This is a genomic window from Methylobacterium sp. M6A4_1b (assembly GCF_053345175.1).
In genome coordinates, this window is the sequence record NZ_JBKEZQ010000037.1 from 1 (window position 1) to 25,275 (window position 25,275).

Below are 25,275 nucleotides of genomic sequence, written 5' to 3' on the forward strand. Positions count from 1 at the left end.
ATGGCCAAAGAGAAATTCGCGCGTACGAAGCCGCACTGCAACATTGGCACGATTGGTCACGTGGATCACGGCAAGACGTCGCTGACGGCGGCGATCACGAAGGTTCTGGCCGAGACGGGCGGTGCGACGTTCACGGCCTACGACCAGATCGACAAGGCGCCGGAGGAGAAGGCGCGCGGGATCACGATCTCGACGGCGCACGTCGAGTACGAGACCGCCAACCGGCACTACGCACACGTGGATTGCCCGGGCCACGCCGACTACGTGAAGAACATGATCACGGGCGCGGCACAGATGGACGGCGCGATTCTGGTGGTGTCGGCGGCCGACGGCCCGATGCCGCAGACCCGCGAGCACATCCTGCTGGCGCGCCAGGTCGGCGTTCCGGCGCTGGTGGTGTTCCTGAACAAGGTCGACCTCGTGGACGACGCCGAGCTTCTCGAGCTCGTCGAGATGGAGGTGCGCGAGCTCCTCTCGAAGTACGACTTCCCCGGCGACGACATCCCGATCACCAAGGGCTCGGCCAAGGTGGCGCTGGACAACGGCGACAAGGCGGTCGGCCACGACGCGGTGCTGGCGCTGATGGCGTCGGTGGATGCCTACATCCCGCAGCCGGAGCGTCCGATCGACAAGCCGTTCCTGATGCCCATCGAGGACGTGTTCTCGATCTCGGGCCGCGGCACGGTGGTGACGGGTCGCGTGGAGCGCGGCATCGTCAAGGTCGGCGAGACGGTGGAGATCGTGGGCATCCGCGACACCCAGACCACGACGGTCACGGGCGTCGAGATGTTCCGCAAGCTGCTCGACCAGGGCCAGGCGGGCGACAACGTGGGCGTGCTGCTGCGCGGCACCAAGCGCGAGGACGTGGAGCGCGGCCAGGTCGTGTGCAAGCCCGGCTCGGTCAAGCCCCACACCAAGTTCAAGGCCGAGGCCTACATCCTGACCAAGGAGGAGGGCGGTCGCCACACGCCGTTCTTCACCAACTACCGCCCGCAGTTCTACTTCCGCACCACGGACGTGACCGGCGTGTGCGTGCTGCCCGAGGGCACCGAGATGGTGATGCCCGGCGACAGCGTGACCATGGACGTCACCCTGATCGTGCCGGTGGCCATGGAAGAGAAGCTGCGCTTCGCCATCCGTGAAGGCGGACGCACCGTCGGCGCCGGCGTCGTCGCCGCCATCAACGATTAATCGCGCCGTCCGCCGGCCTCTCTCGCGGGCCTTCCGACCGGCGACATCTTAGGACACGGCGCCCCGGATCGATCCGGGGCGCCGTTGCCGTTTTCGAGGTCCGCGCCTGCCTGGAAGCGGCTGCGAAGGTTCTTCGCCGGCGACGCGGTTTGACCATTGCGAAGCCGTCGCGGCCGGTCTATAGCAGCGCCGCGGCGGGGGACTCGTCCTTCGCATAGGAGTGTAGCTCAACTGGTCAGAGCGCCGGTCTCCAAAACCGGAGGTTGCGGGTTCGAGTCCCTCCACTCCTGCCATTTGGCCGCGTCAGACCCGTCGACCCTCCCAGCTCTCTTCCCTTTCAGCAGATCGCTCCTCAGCGAAGTCCGGCCGGGCGCAGTCGACAAGCCCGGCGACTTGCGTTAGAGCGGTCGCCTTCCGAGATCGATGAAGGCCGTCGATGCAGGCTCCTCCCCGGAGCCGCCGCGTCGCGCTTTCCCGAAGCTCGGGCCGATCTCCCTGTTGTTGGCGCCATGGCATCGAACGAAGCATCGAAGAAAGTGGACCTCGCGCGCACCCCGCAGCGCGGCTCCACCACGCCGACGCCCCCTCGGGCGACTCCGCCCGTGCGCCCCGCGCAGAAGCGCGTCGGCCCTGCCGAGTTCCTGACCCAGGTTCGCGACGAGGGCCGCAAGGTCACGTGGCCGACCCGCAAGGAGACCGTCGTGACCACCGTGATGGTGTTCATCATGGTGGTGGTGGCGAGCATCTTCTTCACGGTGGTGGATCAGGCGCTGCGCTATCTCGTGACCCTGATCCTCGGGGTCGGCGCCTAACAACTTCTCGGTCCGGGCGCGCTGCGGCGCGATCGGGCTGACTGACGTCAGGATTTGGTGAGAACCGTGTCGAAGCGCTGGTACATCGTCCACGCCTACTCGAATTTCGAGAACAAGGTCGCGCAATCCATTAAGGATCAGGCGGCCCAGCGTGGCCTGATGGAGCTGTTCGACGAGGTCATGGTCCCGACCGAGAAGGTCGTCGAGGTGCGCCGCGGCCGCAAGGTCGACGCCGAGCGCAAGTTCTTCCCCGGCTACGTCCTGGTGAAGTGTGACCTGACCGACGAGGTCTACCACCTCATCAAGAACACCCCGAAGGTGACGGGCTTCCTGGGGGCCGACAAGTCGAAGCCGGTTCCGATCCCGGACGCCGAGGCCGAGCGCATCAAGGGTCAGGTGGCCGAAGGCGTCGATCGCCCGAAGCCCTCCGTCTCCTTCGAGATCGGCGAGACGGTCCGCGTTTCCGACGGCCCCTTCGCCTCCTTCAACGGCACCGTCGAGGAAATCGACGAGAGCCGGTCGCGCCTCAAGGTCGCCGTTTCGATCTTCGGCCGTGCCACGCCGGTCGAACTGGAATACGGCCAGGTCGAGAAGGTCTGAGGCACCACGTCATTCCGAGTTCGCAGAGCGAAGCTTGGAATTTAGAATCGCCATCGGCGCCCGGTCCTTCTAACCGCGTGCGTCTGGATTTCGGGCTCGCCTGCAGCGCCCAGGAATGATGGCGCGGTTCACGAGATCGACCCGAACCGCGTGTTCGGATCGTACGCCGCCCTCGGGCGGCACCACACGCGGGAGGCCCGCCCGGTTCGCCACCGGGATCTGCGGGCCGAACCGCGACCTGCAACCGCCTGATCCATCCGCGCTGAGGCCAGCCGGGTGCCGGGCATTCTTTGGGAGCAGTCCCTATGGCAAAGAAGATCACGGGCTACGTGAAGCTTCAGGTTCCGGCCGGCGCCGCGAACCCGTCGCCGCCCATCGGCCCCGCGCTCGGTCAGCGCGGCCTCAACATCATGGAATTCTGCAAGGCCTTCAACGCGAAGACCTCTCAGATCGAGAAGGGCACTCCGATCCCGGTCGTCATCACGGCGTACCAGGACCGCTCCTTCACCTTCGAGATGAAGCAGCCGCCGGTCACCTTCTTCCTCAAGAAGGCCGCCGGCCTGAAGATCGGCAAGAAGCCGGCTTCCGGTTCGAAGACCCCGGGCAAGCCCGGCTCCAATGTCGGCAAGGTGACCGAGGCGCAGCTGCGCGAGATCGCCGAGAAGAAGATGCCCGACCTGAACTGCGACTCGGTTGACGCCGCCGTCGCCATGATCCGTGGCTCCGCGCGGGCCATGGGCCTCGACGTCGTCGCTTAAGGGGAGGGCACAATGGCACACGAAGGCAAGCGCATCCGCGCCGCCCGCGAGGGCATCGACGCGCTCAAGCTCTACTCCATCGACGAGGCGATCAAGCTCGTGAAGGAGAAGGCCAGCGCCAAGTTCGACGAGACCGTCGAGATCTCGATGAACCTCGGCGTCGACCCGCGCCATGCCGACCAGATGGTCCGCGGCGTCTGCAACCTGCCCAACGGTTCCGGCCGCACGGTGCGGGTGGCGGTGTTCGCCCGCGGCGCCAAGGCCGACGAGGCCAAGGCCGCCGGCGCCGACATCGTGGGCGCCGAGGACCTCCTCGAGATCGTCCAGAGCGGCAAGATCGAGTTCGATCGCTGCATCGCGACTCCCGACCTGATGCCGCTCGTCGGCCGTCTCGGCAAGGTGCTCGGCCCGCGCGGCCTGATGCCGAACCCGAAGGTCGGAACCGTGACCATGGACGTGAAGGGTGCCGTCGCCGGCGCCAAGGGCGGCTCGGTCGAGTTCCGCGTCGAGAAGGCCGGCATCATCCACGCCGGCATTGGCAAGGTCTCGTTCGACGCCGACAAGCTCGTCGAGAACATCAAGGCATTCGCGGACGCGGTCTCCAAGGCCAAACCCGCGGGCGCCAAGGGCCAGTACGTCCAGCGCGTCGCCGTGACCTCTTCGATGGGTCCGGGCGTGAAGGTCGAGCCCTCGACGGTGCTGACCGCCTGATACACGCCCAGGCGTGATCGAGCGTTGATGGAAACGCCCGGCCTCGCGGCCGGGCGTTTTCGTGTGTCCGGTCCTAAGGCAGAAGGCGCATGCGTCGCCCCACGAACAGGGTCGCGGTGAGCCCGGCGAACATCGCCGCCCCGAAGACCCAGCCCGAAACCGCCCCCGCCATGATGCCGGAGAGCAGCGTACCGACGCTACAGCCGAGCCCCGTCATTGCGCCCCAGCCGAGGAGGAGGCCGCCCAGGAGACCTCGCGCAGCCTGGTCCCGGGTTGGACGTGCTGGACGGAATTCCCCCGCCGCGAGGGCGGCCGCAAAGGACGCGATCACCAGGCCGGTGACGAACAGGCCGTTCGGGGTCAACACCGCGTCCCGGATTGCCGTGGCGCATCCGCGAAAGCCGTCGAGCCCCTCCAGGCGCTCGGGCAAGAGGCCGAGGGTTGCCGCCGCCTGCCGGCTGCGCCCACCGAGCTCGGCGGTGACGCCGAGCGGCCCCACCCGGAGATAGGCCAGCGTCCCGATGGCGCCCACCGCGAGGCCGCCGATCCAGGTCGGCCAGCGCTCCACGAACACCGCTCGCAGCGGCTCGACCCGCCGCGGAGCCATCGTCGGGGGCGGCGCCAGGCGGCGCAGGAGCGGAAGCGCCAGGGCCGCCAGCACACCGAGCGTAAGGACCAGGCTGCCGGCATAGCCGAGATACCGTGGCAGCCAGAGCACCGGCGCGTCGCTGATGCTGGCCAGATAGAGCGGGTTCCAGCTGGTAAACCCCAGAACGAAGCCCAATGCCGTGCCGACGAGAGCGAAGGGCGCCGTCGGCGACCCCTCGCCGAGCCGATAGAGATGCGCCCCGATGCAGGAGCCCGAGATCGCCATGCCGGCTCCGAACACGGCGCCCGCCAGGGCAAGGACCGGCCCCACGGGGCCGATATGCGCGTCGGGCGCGAGGCGAGGGCCACCGGGATCGGGGAGCCAAGCCCCGAGCACGACGCCGTAGCCTACCGTGCCCACGGCCAGAGCCGCCAGGATGCCCAGCGCCCCGCGCGGATCGCCCCTGTCGATCAGGTCACGCCACAGACAGAAGAAGCAGAAGCGGGCGCGCTGCAGCACGAAGCCGAACGCGGTGCCGAAGGTCAGGGAAAGTGCGAGGCGACCGCTGCCGGGCTCCCCCGAGAGGTACCAGGCAGCAAAGAGCAGACCTGCACCGATCAGGCCTGCGAGGGCAGCGCGGGGCGGAACGGGAACGCGCCCGGCCTGAGGCCTGGGCGCGTCGGTGTTCGCGAAGGGGGAGACGCTCACGGGGAGACCTAACTTCGGCGGCGTCTACTTGCCGGTCCAGACCGTCCCGGCGAGGTTCACCACGGGCACGCCCACGGTGTTGCCGTACTCCGTCCAGGAACCGTCGTAGTTGCGCACTGGATAACCGAGGATCCGGCTCAGGACGAACCAGGAATGGCTGGAGCGCTCGCCGATGCGGCAGGAGGTGATCACCGGCTTCGAGCCGTCGATCCCGGCCTCTGCATACAGCTTCTTCAATTCCGCGACGGGCTTGATGGTGCCGTCCGGATTCACGGCCTTGGCCCACGGCACGTTCACCGAACCGGGGATGTGGCCGGCCCGGATCGCGAGCTCCTGGATGCCGGGCGGGGCGATGACCTTGCCGGAGAACTCGTCCGGCGAGCGGATGTCGAGGATCGCCTCGTTGCGCTCCTTGCGGGCGACGGCGAGCACATCCGCGAGGCGTGCGCGCTGCGCGCTGGAGACCGGCGTGACGGGGAAGCGCGAGGCCGCCACGTCCGGGCTTCGCGTCTCGAGCGGCCGCTTGTCGGCCTCCCACTTCTTGCGCCCGCCATCGAGGAGTTTGACGTTGTCCACGAGGCCGTACTGGGCGAAGACCCACGCGCCCCAGGCGGCGAACCAGTTGTTGTTGTCGCCGTAGAGCACCACGGTGGTGTCGCGATCGATGCCCAGGCGCCGGACCAGGGCGGCGAATTTCTCCGGCCCGGCGATGTCGCGGCTCACGGTCTCGACGAGGTCGGTGTGCCAGACCACGTTCTGTGCGCCGGGTACGTGGCCCCGCTCGTACACGCCCGGCTCGACGCTGACCTCGACGATGCGAAGCTTCGGGTCGGCGAGGTTGGCCTCGAGCCACTCCGTGGAGACGAGGGGGCTCGTCCGGGTCTGGCTCTGCTCGGCGGACTGCGCCACCTGAGCCCCGAGGGTCGGCAACACCAGGGCTGCAATAGCAACCCGGGCAGCAAGGAAGATTCTGTAGGACACGGTCGCTCTCCAGCGGTGGACGGCATCGGGGTTCGGGCCGGGCCAGCGATCACCGGCAGCACCCGGCTGGCCGCTCACATTCATTTGCCAGGACCCGAAACTCGACGGCGCGATCGTGTTGCTTAATTCGACTGAGATCAATACAAGGTTATTTCAAAGATATATTGAGTATGAGAACATCCTTTTCGAATATCCTGAGAAAAAACCAGAACTATCTCGGACCCTCAACCGTTCGCTAACCCGTCCGGAAACCGACCGCTTGGGATAGCGCCGCGGTCGGGATGCGGATTCCCTGATCGGTGCCTGCGACGCGGAGCCACGCGATCACCCAGCATGACGGCCGAGCGGCCGCTTCTCGGCTTACGCGCGCCAAAAGGGTTTCGCGGCTTCCCGACGCAACGCGGAGCAATCGAGATCAAGCTCCGCTATTTGCTCCGAGTTCATAGCCCGAATCGTGCGTCGCCCCGCTGCACGACGGCGCCAAAGCGTTAGAAGGGCAATGGCTCGTGCCACCGGTGATGCTCCGTGTCTCCGAATTGGAAACCTCGTGTTCTCGTGTGATAGGAGCGAACCCATCGGGGCACGATCGGTTGGCAAACTGTCTGGTCTCGATATCATCTGCGGCCTCCATCGGATCGCTACCCCTCATTGATCCGATTTTGACTAGCATCAATCAATACATTGCACTCGGAGCAATATTTGCGTGCGCGACTTTCGGACGATCTCCGACGGATTAGCTGCCGAGATCGCATCGGGCGCCCTGCCGCCGGGAACCCGACTGCCGCCGCAGCGACAGTTCGCCTACGAACGCGGGATTGCTGTCTCGACGGCGAGCCGCGTCTACGCGGAACTGGTACGGCGCGGCCTCGTCACCGGTGAGGTGGGGCGGGGAACCTACATCCGCGGCCCGGCCGGAATCGCCCCAACGGCGGCGTCTGAGGTCGAGACGGGCCTGATCAACCTCGAACACGTCTTCTCCATCCTCCCTCATCAGGCCGCTGACCTCGCCACCAGCCTCCGCGCCCTGCTGGACCCGGCGGAACTGCAGGCGGCCTTCCCACCGGTGCGACCCGTGGCGACCTCACAGGCACGGGCATCGGCCGCGGCCTTCTTCCAGAGGGGAGGCTGGTCGGCCGAGCCGGATCGCGTCCTCTTCACGGGAGCAGGGCGGCAGGGCATCGCCGCCGCGATGGCGGCCCTCGTCCAGCCCGGCGAGCGCATCGGGGTCGAGGCCCTGACCTATCCGGTGATCAGAGGGCTCGCGGCGCGACTCGGGATCGTGCCGGTGCCGCTCGCCGTGGACGAGCGGGGTGTACGACCGGATGCCATCGCGGCGGCACAGAAAGAGGCGCCACTCCGCGCCCTGTACCTGCAGACCGTTCTGCAGAGCCCCCTCGGACACACCATGGACGATGCCCGCCGCCGCACCATCGCGGACCTGCTGGTGCGTCACGACATCATGGGCATCGAGGACGCAGTCTACGGCTTCCTCTGCGACGAGGAACCCCTGGCCGCCCTGGCGCCGGACCGCGTGATCCTCGTGGACAGCCTGTCGAAGCGGCTGGCACCGGGCCTGAGCCTCGGCTTCGTCGCCGCCCCGGCGGCCCTCGTGGATCGCCTGGCCCGCATCATCCGCAACGGAGCCTGGACGGTGAGCGGAATTCCCTTGGCGATGGCGATCCACGTGATAGACGACGGACTGGCCGGGCGGATCGGGCGCGCCAAGCGCACGGATGCGGCTTTGCGCCAGGCCCTCGCCCGCGAGGCCCTGTGCGGCCTCGAGGTCCAGGGCGACCCGCGCGCCTATCACCTCTGGCTGATGCTTCCTGGTGCCTGGAATGCCGACCGCTTTGCCGCGGCGGCGGCACGCAACGGGGTTGCGGTCTCGCCCGCAAGCGCCTTCGCGATCGATGCCGCCGCGGCGCCCGCCGGGATCCGCCTGGCTCTCGGCTCTCCGTCGATGGCCCGGCTCGCGAGCGCTCTCGAGATTCTACGGCGACTCGCCACCGAGGGAGAGGATTCCCAGGTCGAGTGAGCCCCGGTCACCCCGGCGCACGGGAACGCCGGCGGACGCGCCGGCACTGGGGTCCGGCCCGCGTTCGGCGCGGGGTTTCGTTCAAAGCCTCGTGAAGGCGCAGGGCAGTCGCCGGGCGGGAGCGGGCGCGACCGGCGGAAAGCCATAGAAATCAACCGGGGAGGGTGACGCCTTCGCGCTTGGCTGTGCTAGGTATGCTGTCATGCGATGCACCCTCTCCGTGATCTCGAAGCGACGCATCCTGTGCGTCTTTCCCGCCTACACGCCGTCCTTCGGGACCTTCTCTCACGCCTACCCCCTGATGGGCGGCGTGAAGGCCTTCATGCCACCGCAAGGGCTCCTGCTCATCGCGGCCTACATGCCCGAGGCCTGGGAGTACCGATTCATCGACGAGAACATCGCACGGGCCGGAGCGGCGGACTTCGCCTGGGCAGATGCGGTGTTCGTCTCCGGCATGCACATCCAGGCCCCGCAGATCCGGAACATCTACGCCCGGGCCCACGCGGCCGGTAAGGTGACGGTGCTCGGTGGCCCCTCGGTCTCCGGCTCTCCCGAGCAGTATCCCGAATTCGACTACCTGCATCTCGGCGAGATCGGCGACGCCACCGACGAACTGGTGGCGATCCTCGACCGGGACGTGTCGATCCCGGGGGCGCAGGTGCGCCTGGAGACCAAGGAGCGTCTGCCGCTCTCCGATTTCCCGGCCCCCGCCTACGAGGCGGCGCCGCTCAAGCGCTACCTCATCGGCTCGCTGCAGTTCTCCTCGGGCTGCCCCTATCGCTGCGAGTTCTGCGACATCCCGCAGCTCTACGGCCGCCAGCCGCGCCTGAAGAGTCCCGAGCAGATGCTCGGCGAGCTCGACGCGATCATCTCGCAGCCCGGCCACCCGGCGGTGATCTACTTCGTCGACGACAACTTCATCGGCAACCGCAAGGCGACGAAGGACATGCTGCCCCACCTCGTGGCGTGGCAGAAGAAGAACGCCTATCCGCTTCAGTTCGCCTGCGAAGCGACCTTGAACATGGCCAAGCAGCCCGACATCCTCGAGCTGATGCGACAGGCCAACTTCATGACCGTCTTCGTCGGCATCGAGACGCCGGAGGAGGACGCGCTTGCCGGCATCGACAAGAAACACAACGCCGCCGTGCCGATGTACGAGGCCATCGAGACGCTGAACAGCTTCGGCCTCGAAGTGACCTCGGGCATCATCCTCGGCCTCGACACCGACACCGACCAGTCCGAGCAGAAGCTCATCGACTTCATCGACAAGTCGGCGGTGCCAGTGCTGACGATGAACCTGCTCCAGGCGCTGCCGAAGACGCCGCTCTGGGACCGGCTGACCCGCGAGGGCCGCCTGACCCATGACGCGGCCCTGGAATCCAACGTCCTGTTCAAGCGTCCGCACGACGACGTTGTAGCGAGCTGGCGCCGGGCCATCGCTCACGCCTACGAGCCCGAGAACCTGTTCGCGCGCTTCCGCTACCAGGTCGAGCGGACCTATCCGCATCGGATCAAGACGCCCACGAAGGGCAAATTGACTCGGACCAACCTGCGCCGTGGCCTGATCCTCGGCTTCAACATCGCGGTGCGGGTCGGGCTGCTCTCGGATTACCGGGGCGTGTTCTGGCGCGCCGCCGGTCACGCCCTCAGGCGCGGTCAGATCGAGGCGGTCTTCAATATGGGATTCGTCGCCCATCATCTGATTCGCTTCACCCGCGAGGCGCTGCGCGGCGAACACAACGCATCATTTTACGCGGCGAAGGCGGACCAGACCCGCAACGCGCGGGAGCCGTGGTGGCGCGTGGCGCGCAGATTCCTGCCGACCTGACAGGCGCTTACGGCCTGTTCGCGAGTGGTCCCGGATCACGATCCGGGACCACCGACCGCGTCAAGGAAAATGCGCGGCCCGCGATGGAATAATCGCCTGGGGCACTTGGCAGGCTGCTTGCAAGGCTCTATAGACCCGGCTCAACGTTTTCATACATGAGAAAGGAATCGACCGATCGGTCGTATTCCGATTGAGAGATCGCCTGGGTAACCAGGTGGTGTTGGCCGGAAGGCTTCGAGGGGCATAAAACCCCTTCTGAGCTTCGTCCGGCCATGTCCTGTCCGAGACTGCAGGCGCCGGGTCACCGGCTTAATCCGCAAGCCTGCACAGACTGGGAAGACCGAAATTCTACTCCCCTCTCCGGGTTCGCATCGCGCGGACACGGCGAGGCATCGGTTTGAACCATCTCACCCGTGTCGTCCACCCGTTCCGGGGGGCGGTAGGGGACAGGGCCGTGAAGCGTCGCCAAGGACGTTCCGGCTTCTCGTTAAGCCGAGTTCCGTCCCGGGCGGCATGTGCAACCGGCGGGCCCGTTCTCGGGTTCCGCCAACCGGAGAGAGCCCCAGTGGACAGGACAGCCAAAGCTGATCTCGTCTCGACGCTCAACGGCGTGTTCGCGAACACCGCCGTCGTCGTCGTGGCCCACTACAAGGGCCTCACGGTCGCCGACATGCAGAAGCTGCGCTCGCAGATGAAGCAGGCCGGCGCCACCGTGAAGGTCACCAAGAACCGCCTCGCCAACATCGCTCTCGATGGCACGGACGTCGCCTCCATCAAGCCCCTCCTGAAGGGTCCGACCCTGCTCGCCTATTCGAGCGATCCGGTCGCGGCCGCCAAGGTTGCGGTGGACTTCGCCAAGGTCAACGACAAGCTCGTGATCCTCGGCGGCGCCATGGGCACGACTGCCCTGAACCCGGACGGAGTGAAGGCCCTCGCCTCGCTGCCGTCCCTCGACGAACTGCGCGGCAAGATCGTGGGCCTCATCCAGGCTCCCGCGACCAAGATCGCCCAGGTCGTCAACGCACCGGCGGCCAAGCTCGCCCGCGTGTTCGGGGCCTATGCCACAAAGGACGAGGCTCAGAGCGAAGCGGCCTGAGGCCGCATCGCCCTTTTCAACCCATCCGTTCAAACCGATATCCAAGGGAATACCAACATGGCTGATCTTGCCAAGCTCGTCGACGACCTGTCCTCGCTGACCGTTCTCGAGGCCGCTGACCTCGCCAAGATGCTCGAAGAGAAGTGGGGCGTGTCGGCCGCCGCTGCCGTCGCCGTGGCCGCCGGCCCGGCCGCCGGTGGTGCCGGCGCTGCCGCCGCCGAGGAGCAGACCGAGTTCACGGTCATGCTGACCGCCGCCGGCGACAAGAAGATCGAGGTCATCAAGGAGGTCCGCGCGATCACCGGCCTCGGCCTCAAGGAAGCCAAGGACCTCGTCGAGGGTGCTCCGAAGGCCGTCAAGGAGTCCGTCAACAAGGAAGAGGCCGAGAAGCTCAAGGCCCAGCTCGAGAAGGCTGGCGCCAAGGTCGAGCTCAAGTAAGACACTTTGGTGGACCGGACCGGTCCATCACTTTCCGTGAGGCTCCCCCGAGCCTGACGGCACCAACGGCCCGCGGGTTCACGCCCGTGGGCCATGGTCGCTTCAGGCGGCCCGACCGGCCCACGCGAGGGCCACGGAATTTTCAGTTCGGGAAGGCGTCGTCCGGCGGGGCGAGCCCGAAGCCTGGTTGCGGGAGGCAGACGCCTTCCCCGGGCACCCGGTACGCGGGACGTAGGAGCGAGGTCACCCATGGCCAACACGCTGGTCGGTCGCAAGCGGATTCGCAAATTCTTCGGCAAGATCAAGGAAGTCGCCGAGATGCCGAACCTCATCGAGGTTCAGAAGGCGTCCTACGACCAGTTCCTGATCATGGATGAGCCGGAAGGCGGACGGGGCGACGAAGGCCTGCAGACCGTGTTCAAGTCGGTCTTTCCGATCTCGGATTTCTCCTCGACGGCACTCCTTGAGTTCGTGAAGTACACGTTCGAGCAGCCGAAATACGACGTCGACGAGTGCCGCCAGCGCGGTATCACGTATGCGGCCCCGCTCAAGGTGACGCTCCGCCTCATCGTGTTCGACGTGGACCCGGATACAGGCGCGAAGTCGGTCAAGGACATCAAGGAGCAGGACGTCTACATGGGCGACATGCCCCTGATGACGGAGAACGGCACCTTCATCGTCAACGGTACCGAGCGTGTCATCGTCTCCCAGATGCACCGCTCCCCGGGCGTGTTCTTCGACCACGACAAGGGTAAGACGCACTCCTCGGGCAAGCTCCTGTTCGCCGCCCGCATCATCCCGTATCGCGGCTCCTGGCTCGACGTCGAGTTCGACGCCAAGGACATCGTGCACGTCCGCATCGACCGGAAGCGCAAGCTGCCGGTGACGTCGCTGCTGTTCGCCCTCGGCCTGGATGGCGAGGAGATTCTGTCGACCTTCTACAACCGCGTGGTCTACGACCGCGACGGCGCTGATTGGCGCGTGCCCTACGACGCCGATCGTCTGAAGGGCTTCAAGGCCTCCGTCGATCTGATCGACGCCGAGTCCGGCGAGGTCGTGCTCGAAGCCGGCAAGAAGTTGAACGCGCGCAATGCCCGGCAGATCGCCGAGCGCGGTGTGCAGTTCCTGAAGGCCACCGACGAGGACCTGATCGGCCAGTACATCGCCGAGGACCTCGTCAACGCCAAGACCGGTGAGATCTGGGCGGAGGCCGGCGACGAGATCTCCGACAAGCTCCTGAAGAGCCTCGAAGATGTCGGCGTCTCCGAGCTGCCCGTCCTCGACATCGACCACATCAACGTCGGTCCCTACATCCGCAACACCCTCGCGGTGGACAAGAACTCGGGCCGCGAAGGCGCGCTGTTCGACATCTACCGGGTTATGCGTCCCGGTGAGCCGCCGACCCTGGACACCGCCGAGGCGATGTTCCACTCGCTGTTCTTCGATTCGGAGCGCTACGACCTCTCGGCCGTCGGCCGCGTGAAGATGAACATGCGCCTCGACCTCGACGCCGAGGACACCGTGCGGACTCTGCGCCGCGAGGACATGCTCGCGGTCGTGAAGGCTCTGGTGGACCTGCGCGACGGCAAGGGCGAGATCGACGACATCGATCACCTCGGCAACCGTCGGGTGCGCTCGGTCGGCGAGTTGATGGAGAACCAGTACCGCCTCGGCCTGCTCCGCATGGAGCGCGCCATCAAGGAACGGATGTCCTCCGTCGACATCGACACGGTGATGCCGCAGGACCTCATCAACGCGAAGCCCGCGGCCGCGGCCGTGCGCGAGTTCTTCGGCTCGTCGCAGCTGTCGCAGTTCATGGACCAGACCAATCCGCTCTCGGAAGTGACGCACAAGCGTCGCCTTTCGGCGCTTGGTCCGGGTGGCCTGACCCGCGAGCGCGCCGGCTTCGAGGTGCGCGACGTGCACCCGACCCACTACGGCCGCATCTGTCCGATCGAGACCCCGGAAGGCCCGAACATCGGCCTGATCAACTCGCTGGCCACCTTCGCGCGAGTCAACAAGTACGGCTTCATCGAGACCCCGTTCCGGCGGGTGAAGGACGGCGTCGTCACCACCGACGTCGCCTACCTGTCGGCGATGGAGGAGGCGAAGTACTACGTCGCCCAGGCCAACGCGCAGATGGACGAGAGCTTCAAGCTGACGGAAGATCTCGTGGTCTGCCGTCGGGCCGGTGACGTCATCGTCGTGCCGCCGGATCGCGTCGACCTCATGGACGTGTCGCCCAAGCAGCTCGTCTCGGTGGCGGCTGCGCTCATCCCGTTCCTCGAGAACGACGACGCCAACCGCGCCCTGATGGGCTCGAACATGCAGCGCCAGGCAGTGCCGCTGGTTCGCGCCGACGCGCCCTTCGTGGGCACCGGTATGGAAGCCGTGGTCGCCCGCGACTCCGGTGCTGCCATCGCTGCGCGCCGCACCGGTATCGTCGATCAGGTGGACGCGACCCGTATCGTCATCCGGGCCACCGAGGAGGCCGACGCCAACAAGCCCGGCGTCGACATCTACCGCCTGCAGAAGTTCCAGCGCTCCAACCAGTCGACCTGCATCACGCAGAAGCCGCTGGTGCGCGTCGGCGAGGCCGTGAAGAAGGGCGAGATCATCGCCGATGGTCCTTCGACGGAGTTCGGCGAGCTGGCGCTGGGCCGGAACGTGCTCGTCGCGTTCATGCCGTGGAACGGCTACAACTTCGAGGATTCGATCCTGCTCTCCGAGCGGATCGTGAAGGATGACGTGTTCACCTCGATCCACATTGAGGAATTCGAGGTGATGGCCCGAGACACCAAGCTCGGTCCGGAAGAAATCACCCGTGACATCCCGAACGTCTCGGAAGAGGCGCTCAAGAACCTCGACGAAGCCGGCATCGTCTACATCGGCGCAGAGGTCCACGCGGGCGACATTCTGTGCGGCAAGATTACCCCGAAGGGCGAGAGCCCGATGACGCCGGAGGAGAAGCTCCTGCGCGCCATCTTCGGTGAGAAGGCGTCCGACGTGCGCGACACCTCGCTCCGGGTCCCCCCGGGCGTGACCGGTACGATCGTCGAAGTCCGGGTGTTCAACCGCCACGGCGTCGACAAGGACGAGCGCGCCCAGGCGATCGAGCGCGAGGAGATCGAGCGTCTCGCCAAGGATCGCGACGACGAGCAGGCGATCCTCGATCGCAACACCTACGCGCGTCTCGCCACCGTCCTCATCGGTCAGGCGCCCATCGCCGGTCCGAAGGGGTTCAAGAAGGAGACCACGCTCAGCCGTGAACTCCTGAGCGAGTACCCGCGTTCGCAGTGGTGGCAGTTCGCCGTCATCGACGACCGTCTCATGACCGAGATGGAAGCGATGCAGAAGCAGTACGACGAGTCGAAGAAGCGCCTCGAGCAGCGCTTCCTCGACAAGGTCGAGAAGCTGCAGCGCGGCGACGAGCTCCCGCCCGGTGTCATGAAGATGGTCAAGGTCTTCGTGGCGGTGAAGCGCAAGATCCAGCCCGGCGACAAGATGGCCGGCCGTCACGGCAACAAGGGTGTCGTGTCGCGGATCGTGCCGATCGAGGACATGCCGTTCCTGGAAGACGGAACCCATGCCGACATCGTGCTGAACCCGCTCGGCGTGCCCTCGCGTATGAACGTCGGTCAGATCCTCGAGACTCACCTCGGCTGGGCCGCGGCCGGGCTCGGCCGCAAGGTCGGCCAGGCGGTGGATGCCTACCTGCGCAACCAGGACATCGAGCCCCTGCGCGACGAGATGAAGGCGATCTACTCGCCGTCCGAGCTCGAAGGCCTATCGGACGAGGAACTGGCCGAGGCCGCCAACAACGTGCGCCGCGGCGTACCGATGGCGACTCCGGTGTTCAACGGCGCCAAGGAAGCCGACATCGAGCAGATGCTGGAGATGGCCGGTCTCGACCGGTCTGCCCAGTCGACGCTCTATGACGGTCGCTCGGGCGAGCCCTTCGACCGCAAGGTGACGATGGGCTACATCTACATGCTGAAGCTGCACCACCTCGTGGACGACAAGATCCACGCGCGGTCGATCGGTCCGTACTCGCTTGTCACCCAGCAGCCGCTGGGCGGAAAGGCGCAGTTCGGCGGTCAGCGCTTCGGCGAGATGGAGGTCTGGGCGCTCGAGGCTTACGGCGCCGCCTACACGCTGCAGGAGATGCTCACGGTCAAGTCGGACGACGTGGCTGGCCGCACCAAGGTCTACGAGGCCATCGTGCGCGGCGACGACACCTTCGAGGCCGGCATCCCCGAGTCGTTCAACGTGCTCGTCAAGGAGATGCGCTCGCTGGGCCTCAACGTGGAGCTCACTTCTTCGAAGAAGCTCGCCAACGATCAGATCGAGCCGCCTGCAGAGGCGGCCGAATAACCACCGCATCACGCTCCCGCGCCGGGTTCGACCCCGGCGCGGTCGGAGCGGGGAGGGGCAGGGCCTTCCGTTCTACGGTCAGCGACGATCCGGCCGGTCGTCGCGCCGCATCCGTTTTCAGCACGCGGTCAGCCCCTCGGCGGAGGGTGCGCCTCGTCAGCAGGAGTAGATCATGAACCAAGAGGTCATGAATCTTTTCAACCAGCAGGCTCAGCCCCAGAGCTTCGACCAGATCAAGATCTCGATCTCGTCGCCGGAGAAGATCCTCTCGTGGTCTTTCGGCGAGATCAAGAAGCCCGAGACGATCAACTATCGCACGTTCAAGCCCGAGCGTGACGGCCTGTTCTGCGCGCGCATCTTCGGACCCATCAAGGACTACGAGTGCTTGTGCGGCAAGTACAAGCGCATGAAGTACAAGGGCGTCATCTGTGAGAAGTGCGGCGTCGAGGTCACCCTCGCGCGCGTCCGGCGCGACCGCATGGGCCATATCGAGCTCGCCGCGCCCGTCGCCCACATCTGGTTCCTGAAGTCGCTGCCCTCGCGCATCGGCCTGCTGCTCGACATGGCGCTCAAGGATCTCGAGCGGATCCTCTACTTCGAGTCCTATTGCGTCATCGAACCGGGCCTCACCCCCCTCAAGGAGCGTCAGCTCCTCTCCGAGGAGGAGTACCTGCGCGCCCAGGAGGAGTACGGCGAGGACAGCTTCACGGCCATGATCGGCGCCGAGGCCATCCGCCGGATCCTGCAGGAACTCGATCTCGACGGCATTGCCGACTCCCTGCGCGAGGAGATCGCCACCACCACGTCGGAGCTGAAGCCCAAGAAGCTTCTCAAGCGTCTGAAGATCATCGAGGCTTTCCAGATGTCGGGCAACAAGCCCGAGTGGATGATCCTCACCGTGGTGCCGGTGATCCCGCCGGACCTGCGCCCGCTCGTTCCCCTGGATGGTGGCCGCTTCGCCACGTCCGACCTGAACGATCTCTACCGCCGCGTCATCAACCGCAACAACCGTCTCAAGCGGCTGATCGAGCTGCGCGCGCCCGACATCATCATCCGCAACGAGAAGCGCATGCTTCAGGAAGCGGTGGACGCGCTATTCGACAACGGTCGCCGCGGACGTGTCATCACGGGCGCCAACAAGCGCCCGCTGAAGTCCCTCGCCGACATGCTGAAGGGCAAGCAAGGCCGCTTCCGCCAGAACCTCCTCGGCAAGCGCGTCGATTACTCCGGTCGTTCCGTCATCGTCGTCGGCCCTGAGCTGAAGCTGCACCAGTGCGGCCTTCCCAAGAAGATGGCGCTGGAGCTGTTCAAGCCCTTCATCTACGCGCGCCTCGACGCCAAGGGCTTCTCCGCCACGGTGAAGCAGGCCAAGAAGCTCGTGGAGAAGGAGAAGCCGGAGGTCTGGGATATCCTCGACGAGGTGATCCGCGAACATCCGGTGATGCTGAACCGCGCGCCAACCCTGCACCGTCTCGGCATCCAGGCCTTCGAGCCCAAGCTGATCGAGGGTAAGGCGATCCAGCTGCACCCGCTGGTCTGCACTGCCTTCAACGCGGATTTCGACGGCGACCAGATGGCCGTTCACGTTCCCCTGAGCCTCGAGGCTCAGCTGGAAGCGCGCGTCCTGATGATGTCGACCAACAACATCCTGCACCCGGCGAACGGTCACCCGATCATCGTGCCGTCGCAGGACATCGTCCTCGGCCTCTACTACCTGTCGATCGTGGCCGAGGGAGCGATCGGCGCCTTCGATCCGACCAACAAGCAGAACCCGATGCAGGGTGTCTTCGGCAACATCGGCGAACTCGAGCACGCCCTGGCGGCCAAGACCGTCAAGCTGCACTCGAAGATCCGCTGGCGCTGGAACGGCATCGGCCCCGATGGGGAGCCGCTGACCAAGACCTACGACACCACGCCGGGCCGGGTAATCCTGTCCACGGCCCTGCCGCAGCACGCCAAGGTACCCTTCGACGTCGTCAACAAGCTGATGACCAAGAAGGAGATCTCCGCGATGATCGACACCGTCTACCGCCACTGCGGTCAGAAGGAGTCGGTGATCTTCTGTGACCGGATCATGGCGCTGGGCTTCAACCACGCGTTCAAGGCCGGCATCTCGTTCGGCAAGGACGACATGGTCGTGCCCGCCAACAAGTGGTCGATCGTCGGGTCGACCCGCGACCTGGTCAAGGAGTTCGAGCAGCAGTTCAACGACGGTCTGATCACCCAGGGTGAGAAGTACAACAAGGTCGTCGATGCCTGGGGCAAGTGCTCGGCCCGACTCGCGGACGAGATGATGGCCGCGATCTCCGCGGTCCAGAAGGACGAGAACGGGGCCGACAAGCAGGTCAACTCGGTCTACATGATGGCGAATTCCGGTGCCCGCGGCTCTCGCGAGCAGATGCGCCAGCTCGCCGCCATGCGCGGCCTCATGAGCAAGCCCTCGGGCGAGATCATCGAAACGCCGATCATCTCGAACTTCAAGGAAGGCCTCGACGTGCTCGAGTACTTCAACTCCACCCACGGCGCCCGCAAGGGCCTCGCGGACACGGCGTTGAAGACCGCGAACTCGGGATACCTGACCCGTCGTCTCGTCGACGTGGCCCAGGACGCCGTCATCCGCGAGGTCGATTGCGGCACCACCAACGGCATCCGCATGCGCGCGATCGTGGATGCGGGCCAGGTCGTGGCTCCACTCGCCATCCGCATCCTCGGCCGTGCCACGGCGGAGGACCTGGTGGCCCTCGACGGAACGGTGATCGTCAAGACCAACGAGACGATCGAGGAGAAGCACCTGCCGGCCATCCAGGCGGCCGGGATCCAGGAGGTCAAGATCCGCTCGGTGCTCGTCTGCGCCACGAAGAGCGGTGTCTGTGCCACCTGCTACGGGCGCGATCTCGCCCGCGGCACGCCCGTCAACATGGGCGAAGCCGTTGGCGTCATCGCGGCGCAGTCCATTGGTGAGCCGGGCACCCAGCTCACCATGCGCACCTTCCACATCGGCGGCGCCGCCCAGATCTCCGACTCGTCCTTCATCGAGTCGAGCTTCGAGGGCACGATCAAGATCCGGAACCGCGCCCTGGCGCGGAACTCGGATGGCGATCTCATCGCCACCGGCCGTAACGTCTCCATCGTCATCGTCGGTTCCGATGGGACCGAGCGCGCCAACCACCGCCTGCAATACGGCGCGAAGCTGCGCGTGGACGAGGGCGACACCGTCAAGCGCGGCCAGCGCATCGCCGAGTGGGACCCCTACACCCGTCCGATCATCACCGAGACGGATGGCATCGTCGCCTACGAGGACCTCATCGACGGCCAGTCGATCACCGAGACCACCGACGAATCGACCGGCATCGCCAAGCGCGTCGTCATCGATTGGCGCGGGACCGCCCGCACCGCCGACCTCAAGCCGGCGATGCTGGTGCTCGACGCCGACGGCAAGCCGATGAAGCTGCCGCGTGGCTCGGATGCCCGCTACTTTCTGCCCGTCGACGCCATCATCGGCTACGACCCGGGTGCGAAGGTGAAGGCCGGCGATATCCTCGCCCGCGTCTCCGCCGACTCGGCCAAGACCCGCGACATCACCGGCGGCCTGCCGCGGGTGGCGGAGCTGTTCGAGGCCCGGCGTCCGAAGGATGCGGCCATCATCGCGGAGAAGTCGGGCACGATTCAGTTCGGGCGCGACTACAAGAATAAGCGTCGTCTGACGCTGACCCCGCATGATGGGTCCGACGCGGTCGAGTACCTGATCCCGAAGGGCAAGCACATCCACCTTCAGGACGGAGACGTGGTCGAGCTCGGCGACTACATCGTCGACGGCAACCCGGCGCCGCACGACATCCTGGCCATCAAGGGCGTGGAGGAGCTTGCTGCCTACCTCGTCAACGAGATCCAGGAGGTCTACCGGCTCCAGGGCGTGTCGATCAACGACAAGCACATCGAGGTCATCGTCCGGCAGATGCTGCAGAAGGTCGAGATCACCGACGGCGGCGATTCCGATATCCTGACCGGCGATCAGATCGACCGGACGGAGCTGGCGGAAATCAACGAGAAGCTGCTTGCCGAGGGCAAGAAGCCGGTCGTCGGCGTCCCGGTCCTCCTCGGCATCACCAAGGCGAGCCTGCAGACGAAGTCGTTCATCTCGGCGGCCTCGTTCCAGGAGACGACCCGCGTGCTCACCGAGGCAGCCGTCAACGGCAAGATCGATTACCTCGAGGGCCTGAAGGAGAACGTCATCGTCGGGTCTCTCATCCCGGCCGGTACGGGCTCCATGGCGGCCGAGATCCGCGCCGTGGCGCGGCGTCGTGACAACCTGATCCTGCAGCAGAAGGCCACCGAGAGCGGGGCACAGCCCCTTTCGGAGTTGCCGCCCGCCGCGGAATAAACGGGTCGGCGCATCGCGTCGGAGGAGAAGGGGCTGCCCACCGGGCGGCCCCTTCTTCATGAAGGCCGACGGGCCGAATTTGTTGCGCCGTCGGACGCCGCGACTTCATGAACTCGTAACAAAATGGGTTGACGCGGGGCAAATCCGCCTCTATCAGGCCCTCATTGAACGGCTGGCCGTAGGCAGCAATCGATCGCGAGGCCAAGAGCCTCGATCCAGGCTTCCTAAACGCATCCGACTTCAACAGACGAACACGTGTCAGCCCGGTACGATCGCTTGCTTCACTGCAGGTGATCCTCTGCTTGCAACGGCGCGCCAAAGGCTGAAATCAGCCTGGGGCGCGGTTTTGCGTTTCGTCGCACGCTTATGTGCGATGCCGGGGCCGGCCAGAACGAGATTTGGATTTCGACGGTCACCGACGCAGGTGACGCGTTTCGAGAGGATTGGCATGCCGACGATCAACCAGCTGATCGCTCAGCCGCGCAAGGCGCAGAAGAGCCGCAACAAGGTGCCGGCGCTCGACGCCTGCCCGCAGAAGCGTGGCGTCTGCACCCGCGTCTATACGACGACCCCGAAGAAGCCGAACTCCGCGCTTCGCAAGGTCGCCAAGGTTCGCCTGACCAATGGCTTCGAGGTCATCGGTTACATCCCGGGCGAGGGTCACAACCTTCAGGAGCACTCCGTGGTGATGATCCGCGGCGGCCGCGTGAAGGACCTTCCGGGTGTGCGCTACCACATCCTGCGCGGCGTGCTCGACACGCAGGGCGTCAAGGGTCGCAAGCAGCGCCGTTCCAAGTATGGCGCCAAGCGGCCGAAGTAAGACCGATATTCGCGCACCCTGTAAGGATGTCGCCGGCCTCCCAGAGGCTCAAGGCGGCCTGCGCAGGGTGGTTTCAAGAAGACCAAGTTTAAGACGGAGCGAGCGATGTCCCGCCGCCATTCTGCCGAGAAGCGTGAGATCATCCCGGACCCGAAGTACGGGGACATCGTCCTAACCAAGTTCATGAACTCGATCATGTACGAGGGAAAGAAGTCGACCGCTGAGCGCATCGTCTACGGCGCCTTCGACATCGTCGAGAACCGGGCCCGCGCCAATCCGATCGAGGTCTTCCGCGCCGCTCTCGACAACGTCGCCCCGGCGATCGAGGTCCGCTCCCGCCGCGTCGGCGGCGCGACCTACCAGGTCCCCGTCGAAGTGCGCACCGAGCGTCGCCAGGCGCTGGCGATCCGCTGGTTGATCCAGGCTGCCCGTGGCCGCAACGACCGCACCATGGTCGAGCGCCTCTCGGCTGAACTGCTCGACGCCGCCAACAACCGTGGCAATGCCGTGAAGAAGCGGGAAGACACCCACCGGATGGCCGAAGCCAACCGCGCCTTCTCGCACTACCGCTGGTAAGCGGACCCGGACCCTTTCAGGAGCAATCCGATGCCCCGCACGCACGCGATCGAGGACTACCGCAACTTCGGCATCATGGCCCACATCGATGCCGGCAAGACCACGACCACCGAGCGGATCCTGTATTACACCGGCAAGTCCCATAAGATCGGCGAAGTCCATGACGGCGCCGCGACGATGGATTGGATGACGCAGGAGCAGGAGCGCGGCATCACGATCACGTCGGCTGCTACGACGTGCTTCTGGCGCGACAAGCGCCTGAACATCATCGACACCCCCGGTCACGTCGACTTCACCATCGAGGTGGAGCGCTCGCTCCGCGTACTCGACGGTGCTGTGTGCGTGCTCGACGGCAACCAGGGCGTCGAGCCCCAGACCGAGACCGTCTGGCGGCAAGCCGACAAGTACGACGTTCCGCGCGTTGTGTTCGTCAACAAGATGGACAAGATCGGCGCCGACTTCTTCAAGTGCGTGGCCGACATCATCGACCGCGTCGCCGGCAAGCCGGTGTGTCTGCAACTGCCGATCGGCGCCGAGACGACCTTCAAGGGCGTCATCGACTTGATCAAGATGAAGGCGATCGTCTGGACCTCCGAGAAGCTCGGCGCGGATTTCTCCGAGACCGAGATCCCGGCGGACCTCGTCGACCAGGCTGCGGAGTACCGCATCAAGCTCGTCGAGGCCTGCGTGGAGATGGACGACGACGCCATGTCCGCCTATCTCGACGGCGTCGAACCCGATGCCGAGACGATGCATCGCCTCGTCCGCACGGCCGTGCAGCGTCGTGCCTTCCATCCCGTTCTCTGCGGCTCTGCCTTCAAGAACAAGGGCGTGCAGCCGCTTCTGGACGCGGTCGTCGACTACTTGCCGTCTCCCGCCGATCGCGGCGAGATCAAGGGCCTCGACTTCAAGACCGAGGAAGAGACCGTTCGCCACCCGGCTGACTCCGATCCCTTCTCCATGCTCGCCTTCAAGATCATGGACGACCCGCATGTCGGCACGATCACGTTCTGCCGCGTCTACTCGGGCAAGATCGAATCGGGCGCCAACGTCCTGAATTCGTCGCGCGACAAGAAAGAGCGCGTCGGCCGCATGCTTCTCATGCACGCCAACAACCGCGAGGACGTCAAGGAAGCCTTCACGGGCGACATCGTTGCGCTTGCCGGACTCAAGGATACCCGCACCGGCGATACCCTCTGCGATCCGCAGAAGGCCGTCATCCTCGAGAAGATGGAGTTCCCCGAGCCGGTGATCGAGATCGCCGTCGAGCCGAAGTCCAAGGCCGACCAGGAGAAGCTGGGTATCGCGCTCGCCAAGCTGGCCGCCGAGGACCCGTCCTTCCGGGTTTCCACGGACCAGGAATCCGGGCAGACCATCCTGCGCGGCATGGGTGAGCTCCACCTCGACATCAAGGTCGACATCCTGCGCCGCACTTACATGGTTGACGCGAATATCGGCCAACCGCAGGTGGCGTATCGCGAGAAGCTCACGAAGCGCACCGAGATCGACTACACCCACAAGAAGCAGACCGGTGGTACCGGTCAGTTCGCTCGAGTGAAGTTCATCGTCGAGCCCAACGAGCCCGGCAAGGGCTTCGAGTTCTCGTCGAAGATCATCGGCGGTACCGTACCGAAGGAATACATCCCGGGCGTCGAGAAGGGTCTCAACTCCGTCCTCGGCGCTGGCATCCTAGCCGGCTTCCCGGTGGTCGACATCAAGGTCGAACTGATCGACGGCGCCTACCACGACGTCGATTCATCGGCCCTCGCCTTCGAGATCGCGTCGCGCGCGGCGCTCCGTGAAGCCCTCCAGAAGGGCGGCTCGGTGCTCCTCGAGCCGGTGATGAAGGTCGAGGTCGTCTCGCCGGAAGAGTATACCGGTTCGGTGATCGGCGATCTCAATTCCCGCCGTGGCCAGATCCAGGGTCAGGACATGCGCGGCAACGCGAACGTCATCAACGCAATGGTGCCGCTCGCCAACATGTTCGGTTACGTGAACCAGCTTCGGTCCTTCTCGCAGGGCCGCGCCAACTTCACGATGCAGTTCGATCACTACGAAGAGGTGCCGCGCGGCGAGGCCGAGAAGGTCGTCGCCAAGTACGCCTAAGACGGCGGCGCCCCCCGGGGCGCCACCCGCACCCCTTCAGACGCAACACCAGATCAGACGGAGGCTATCATGGCCAAAGAGAAATTCGCGCGTACGAAGCCGCACTGCAACATTGGCACGATTGGTCACGTGGATCACGGCAAGACGTCGCTGACGGCGGCGATCACGAAGGTTCTGGCCGAGACGGGCGGTGCGACGTTCACGGCCTACGACCAGATCGACAAGGCGCCGGAGGAGAAGGCGCGCGGGATCACGATCTCGACGGCGCACGTCGAGTACGAGACCGCCAACCGGCACTACGCACACGTGGATTGCCCGGGCCACGCCGACTACGTGAAGAACATGATCACGGGCGCGGCACAGATGGACGGCGCGATTCTGGTGGTGTCGGCGGCCGACGGCCCGATGCCGCAGACCCGCGAGCACATCCTGCTGGCGCGCCAGGTCGGCGTTCCGGCGCTGGTGGTGTTCCTGAACAAGGTCGACCTCGTGGACGACGCCGAGCTTCTCGAGCTCGTCGAGATGGAGGTGCGCGAGCTCCTCTCGAAGTACGACTTCCCCGGCGACGACATCCCGATCACCAAGGGCTCGGCCAAGGTGGCGCTGGACAACGGCGACAAGGCGGTCGGCCACGACGCGGTGCTGGCGCTGATGGCGTCGGTGGATGCCTACATCCCGCAGCCGGAGCGTCCGATCGACAAGCCGTTCCTGATGCCCATCGAGGACGTGTTCTCGATCTCGGGCCGCGGCACGGTGGTGACGGGTCGCGTGGAGCGCGGCATCGTCAAGGTCGGCGAGACGGTGGAGATCGTGGGCATCCGCGACACCCAGACCACGACGGTCACGGGCGTCGAGATGTTCCGCAAGCTGCTCGACCAGGGCCAGGCGGGCGACAACGTGGGCGTGCTGCTGCGCGGCACCAAGCGCGAGGACGTGGAGCGCGGCCAGGTCGTGTGCAAGCCCGGCTCGGTCAAGCCCCACACCAAGTTCAAGGCCGAGGCCTACATCCTGACCAAGGAGGAGGGCGGTCGCCACACGCCGTTCTTCACCAACTACCGCCCGCAGTTCTACTTCCGCACCACGGACGTGACCGGCGTGTGCGTGCTGCCCGAGGGCACCGAGATGGTGATGCCCGGCGACAGCGTGACCATGGACGTCACCCTGATCGTGCCGGTGGCCATGGAAGAGAAGCTGCGCTTCGCCATCCGTGAAGGCGGACGCACCGTCGGCGCCGGCGTCGTCGCCGCCATCAACGATTAATCGCGCCGTCC

17 protein-coding genes and 1 tRNA gene are annotated in these 25,275 nt (G+C 65.8%); 16 read left to right on the forward strand and 2 right to left on the reverse strand.

Going from position 1 to position 25,275, the window contains the following annotated elements; all coding sequences use genetic code 11:
- The 6 genes from tuf (ACLBWX_RS21265) to rplA all read left to right on the forward strand — a co-directional run bounded on the left by tuf (ACLBWX_RS21265) (nucleotide 1) and on the right by rplA (nucleotide 4,072).
- Nucleotides 1-1,191 carry an elongation factor Tu gene (gene tuf / locus ACLBWX_RS21265; protein ID WP_447677670.1) on the forward strand — a complete coding sequence of 397 codons (1,191 nt, stop codon included), beginning with the start codon at nucleotides 1-3 and terminating at the stop codon, nucleotides 1,189-1,191.
- A gap of 216 nt (nucleotides 1,192-1,407) precedes the next feature.
- Nucleotides 1,408-1,484 (forward strand) — tRNA-Trp (locus ACLBWX_RS21270).
- Between the two features lie 216 nt (nucleotides 1,485-1,700).
- Nucleotides 1,701-2,003, forward strand: a complete 303-nt coding sequence (secE, locus tag ACLBWX_RS21275; protein ID WP_056473091.1) for a preprotein translocase subunit SecE — start codon at nucleotides 1,701-1,703, stop codon at nucleotides 2,001-2,003.
- Between the two features lie 66 nt (nucleotides 2,004-2,069).
- A complete protein-coding gene (gene nusG, locus ACLBWX_RS21280; protein ID WP_056218143.1) occupies nucleotides 2,070-2,603 on the forward strand; it encodes a transcription termination/antitermination protein NusG in 534 nt (177 codons plus the stop codon).
- A 305-nt stretch (nucleotides 2,604-2,908) separates the two neighbouring features.
- Nucleotides 2,909-3,361 carry a 50S ribosomal protein L11 gene (rplK, locus tag ACLBWX_RS21285; RefSeq protein ID WP_299658789.1) on the forward strand — a complete coding sequence of 151 codons (453 nt, stop codon included), beginning with the start codon at nucleotides 2,909-2,911 and terminating at the stop codon, nucleotides 3,359-3,361.
- A 12-nt stretch (nucleotides 3,362-3,373) separates the two neighbouring features.
- On the forward strand, nucleotides 3,374-4,072 hold the full coding sequence (gene rplA, locus ACLBWX_RS21290; RefSeq protein ID WP_447678966.1) for a 50S ribosomal protein L1: 699 nt from the start codon (nucleotides 3,374-3,376) through the stop codon (nucleotides 4,070-4,072).
- Between the two features lie 73 nt (nucleotides 4,073-4,145).
- Here the strand turns inward: rplA and ACLBWX_RS21295 are convergent, their stop codons facing one another.
- Both ACLBWX_RS21295 and ACLBWX_RS21300 read right to left on the reverse strand, forming a co-directional pair.
- A complete protein-coding gene (locus tag ACLBWX_RS21295; protein ID WP_447678967.1) occupies nucleotides 4,146-5,369 on the reverse strand; it encodes a YeeE/YedE family protein in 1,224 nt (407 codons plus the stop codon).
- 24 nt (nucleotides 5,370-5,393) lie between these two features.
- A complete protein-coding gene (locus ACLBWX_RS21300; protein ID WP_447678968.1) occupies nucleotides 5,394-6,350 on the reverse strand; it encodes a sulfurtransferase in 957 nt (318 codons plus the stop codon).
- 703 nt (nucleotides 6,351-7,053) lie between these two features.
- Between ACLBWX_RS21300 and ACLBWX_RS21305 the strand changes: the two genes are divergently transcribed.
- From ACLBWX_RS21305 to tuf (ACLBWX_RS21350), 10 genes are all read left to right on the forward strand, one after another.
- Nucleotides 7,054-8,385 (forward strand): aminotransferase-like domain-containing protein, encoded by a 1,332-nt coding sequence (locus ACLBWX_RS21305; protein ID WP_447678969.1) that lies wholly within the window; start codon nucleotides 7,054-7,056, stop codon nucleotides 8,383-8,385.
- 202 nt (nucleotides 8,386-8,587) lie between these two features.
- Nucleotides 8,588-10,213 carry a B12-binding domain-containing radical SAM protein gene (locus ACLBWX_RS21310; protein ID WP_447678970.1) on the forward strand — a complete coding sequence of 542 codons (1,626 nt, stop codon included), beginning with the start codon at nucleotides 8,588-8,590 and terminating at the stop codon, nucleotides 10,211-10,213.
- A gap of 565 nt (nucleotides 10,214-10,778) precedes the next feature.
- Nucleotides 10,779-11,309, forward strand: a complete 531-nt coding sequence (rplJ, locus tag ACLBWX_RS21315) for a 50S ribosomal protein L10 (RefSeq protein ID WP_055954702.1) — start codon at nucleotides 10,779-10,781, stop codon at nucleotides 11,307-11,309.
- 57 nt (nucleotides 11,310-11,366) lie between these two features.
- On the forward strand, nucleotides 11,367-11,747 hold the full coding sequence (gene rplL, locus ACLBWX_RS21320; RefSeq protein WP_447678971.1) for a 50S ribosomal protein L7/L12: 381 nt from the start codon (nucleotides 11,367-11,369) through the stop codon (nucleotides 11,745-11,747).
- A 249-nt stretch (nucleotides 11,748-11,996) separates the two neighbouring features.
- Nucleotides 11,997-16,121: a DNA-directed RNA polymerase subunit beta gene (gene rpoB, locus ACLBWX_RS21325; protein WP_447678972.1), complete on the forward strand. Its 4,125-nt coding sequence runs from the start codon at nucleotides 11,997-11,999 to the stop codon at nucleotides 16,119-16,121.
- 172 nt (nucleotides 16,122-16,293) lie between these two features.
- Nucleotides 16,294-20,502, forward strand: a complete 4,209-nt coding sequence (rpoC, locus tag ACLBWX_RS21330) for a DNA-directed RNA polymerase subunit beta' (RefSeq protein ID WP_447678973.1) — start codon at nucleotides 16,294-16,296, stop codon at nucleotides 20,500-20,502.
- 448 nt (nucleotides 20,503-20,950) lie between these two features.
- Nucleotides 20,951-21,322 carry a 30S ribosomal protein S12 gene (gene rpsL / locus ACLBWX_RS21335; protein ID WP_018044234.1) on the forward strand — a complete coding sequence of 124 codons (372 nt, stop codon included), beginning with the start codon at nucleotides 20,951-20,953 and terminating at the stop codon, nucleotides 21,320-21,322.
- A gap of 105 nt (nucleotides 21,323-21,427) precedes the next feature.
- A complete protein-coding gene (gene rpsG, locus ACLBWX_RS21340; protein WP_056183508.1) occupies nucleotides 21,428-21,898 on the forward strand; it encodes a 30S ribosomal protein S7 in 471 nt (156 codons plus the stop codon).
- 30 nt (nucleotides 21,899-21,928) lie between these two features.
- Nucleotides 21,929-24,004: an elongation factor G gene (fusA, locus tag ACLBWX_RS21345; protein WP_447678974.1), complete on the forward strand. Its 2,076-nt coding sequence runs from the start codon at nucleotides 21,929-21,931 to the stop codon at nucleotides 24,002-24,004.
- 69 nt (nucleotides 24,005-24,073) lie between these two features.
- Nucleotides 24,074-25,264 carry an elongation factor Tu gene (gene tuf / locus ACLBWX_RS21350; protein WP_447677670.1) on the forward strand — a complete coding sequence of 397 codons (1,191 nt, stop codon included), beginning with the start codon at nucleotides 24,074-24,076 and terminating at the stop codon, nucleotides 25,262-25,264.
- The last annotated feature ends 11 nt before the right edge of the window (nucleotides 25,265-25,275 follow it).

Coding starts and splice junctions, on each gene's coding strand:
- rplL (WP_447678971.1), top strand. CDS start 11,367: ATGGCTGATCTTGCCAAGCTCGTCGACGACCTGTCCTCGCTGACCGTT.
- fusA (WP_447678974.1), top strand. CDS start 21,929: ATGCCCCGCACGCACGCGATCGAGGACTACCGCAACTTCGGCATCATG.
- rplK (WP_299658789.1), top strand. CDS start 2,909: ATGGCAAAGAAGATCACGGGCTACGTGAAGCTTCAGGTTCCGGCCGGC.
- tuf (WP_447677670.1), top strand. CDS start 24,074: ATGGCCAAAGAGAAATTCGCGCGTACGAAGCCGCACTGCAACATTGGC.
- rplA (WP_447678966.1), top strand. CDS start 3,374: ATGGCACACGAAGGCAAGCGCATCCGCGCCGCCCGCGAGGGCATCGAC.
- ACLBWX_RS21310 (WP_447678970.1), top strand. CDS start 8,588: ATGCGATGCACCCTCTCCGTGATCTCGAAGCGACGCATCCTGTGCGTC.
- rpsL (WP_018044234.1), top strand. CDS start 20,951: ATGCCGACGATCAACCAGCTGATCGCTCAGCCGCGCAAGGCGCAGAAG.
- tuf (WP_447677670.1), top strand. CDS start 1: ATGGCCAAAGAGAAATTCGCGCGTACGAAGCCGCACTGCAACATTGGC.
- rpsG (WP_056183508.1), top strand. CDS start 21,428: ATGTCCCGCCGCCATTCTGCCGAGAAGCGTGAGATCATCCCGGACCCG.
- secE (WP_056473091.1), top strand. CDS start 1,701: ATGGCATCGAACGAAGCATCGAAGAAAGTGGACCTCGCGCGCACCCCG.
- rpoB (WP_447678972.1), top strand. CDS start 11,997: ATGGCCAACACGCTGGTCGGTCGCAAGCGGATTCGCAAATTCTTCGGC.
- rpoC (WP_447678973.1), top strand. CDS start 16,294: ATGAACCAAGAGGTCATGAATCTTTTCAACCAGCAGGCTCAGCCCCAG.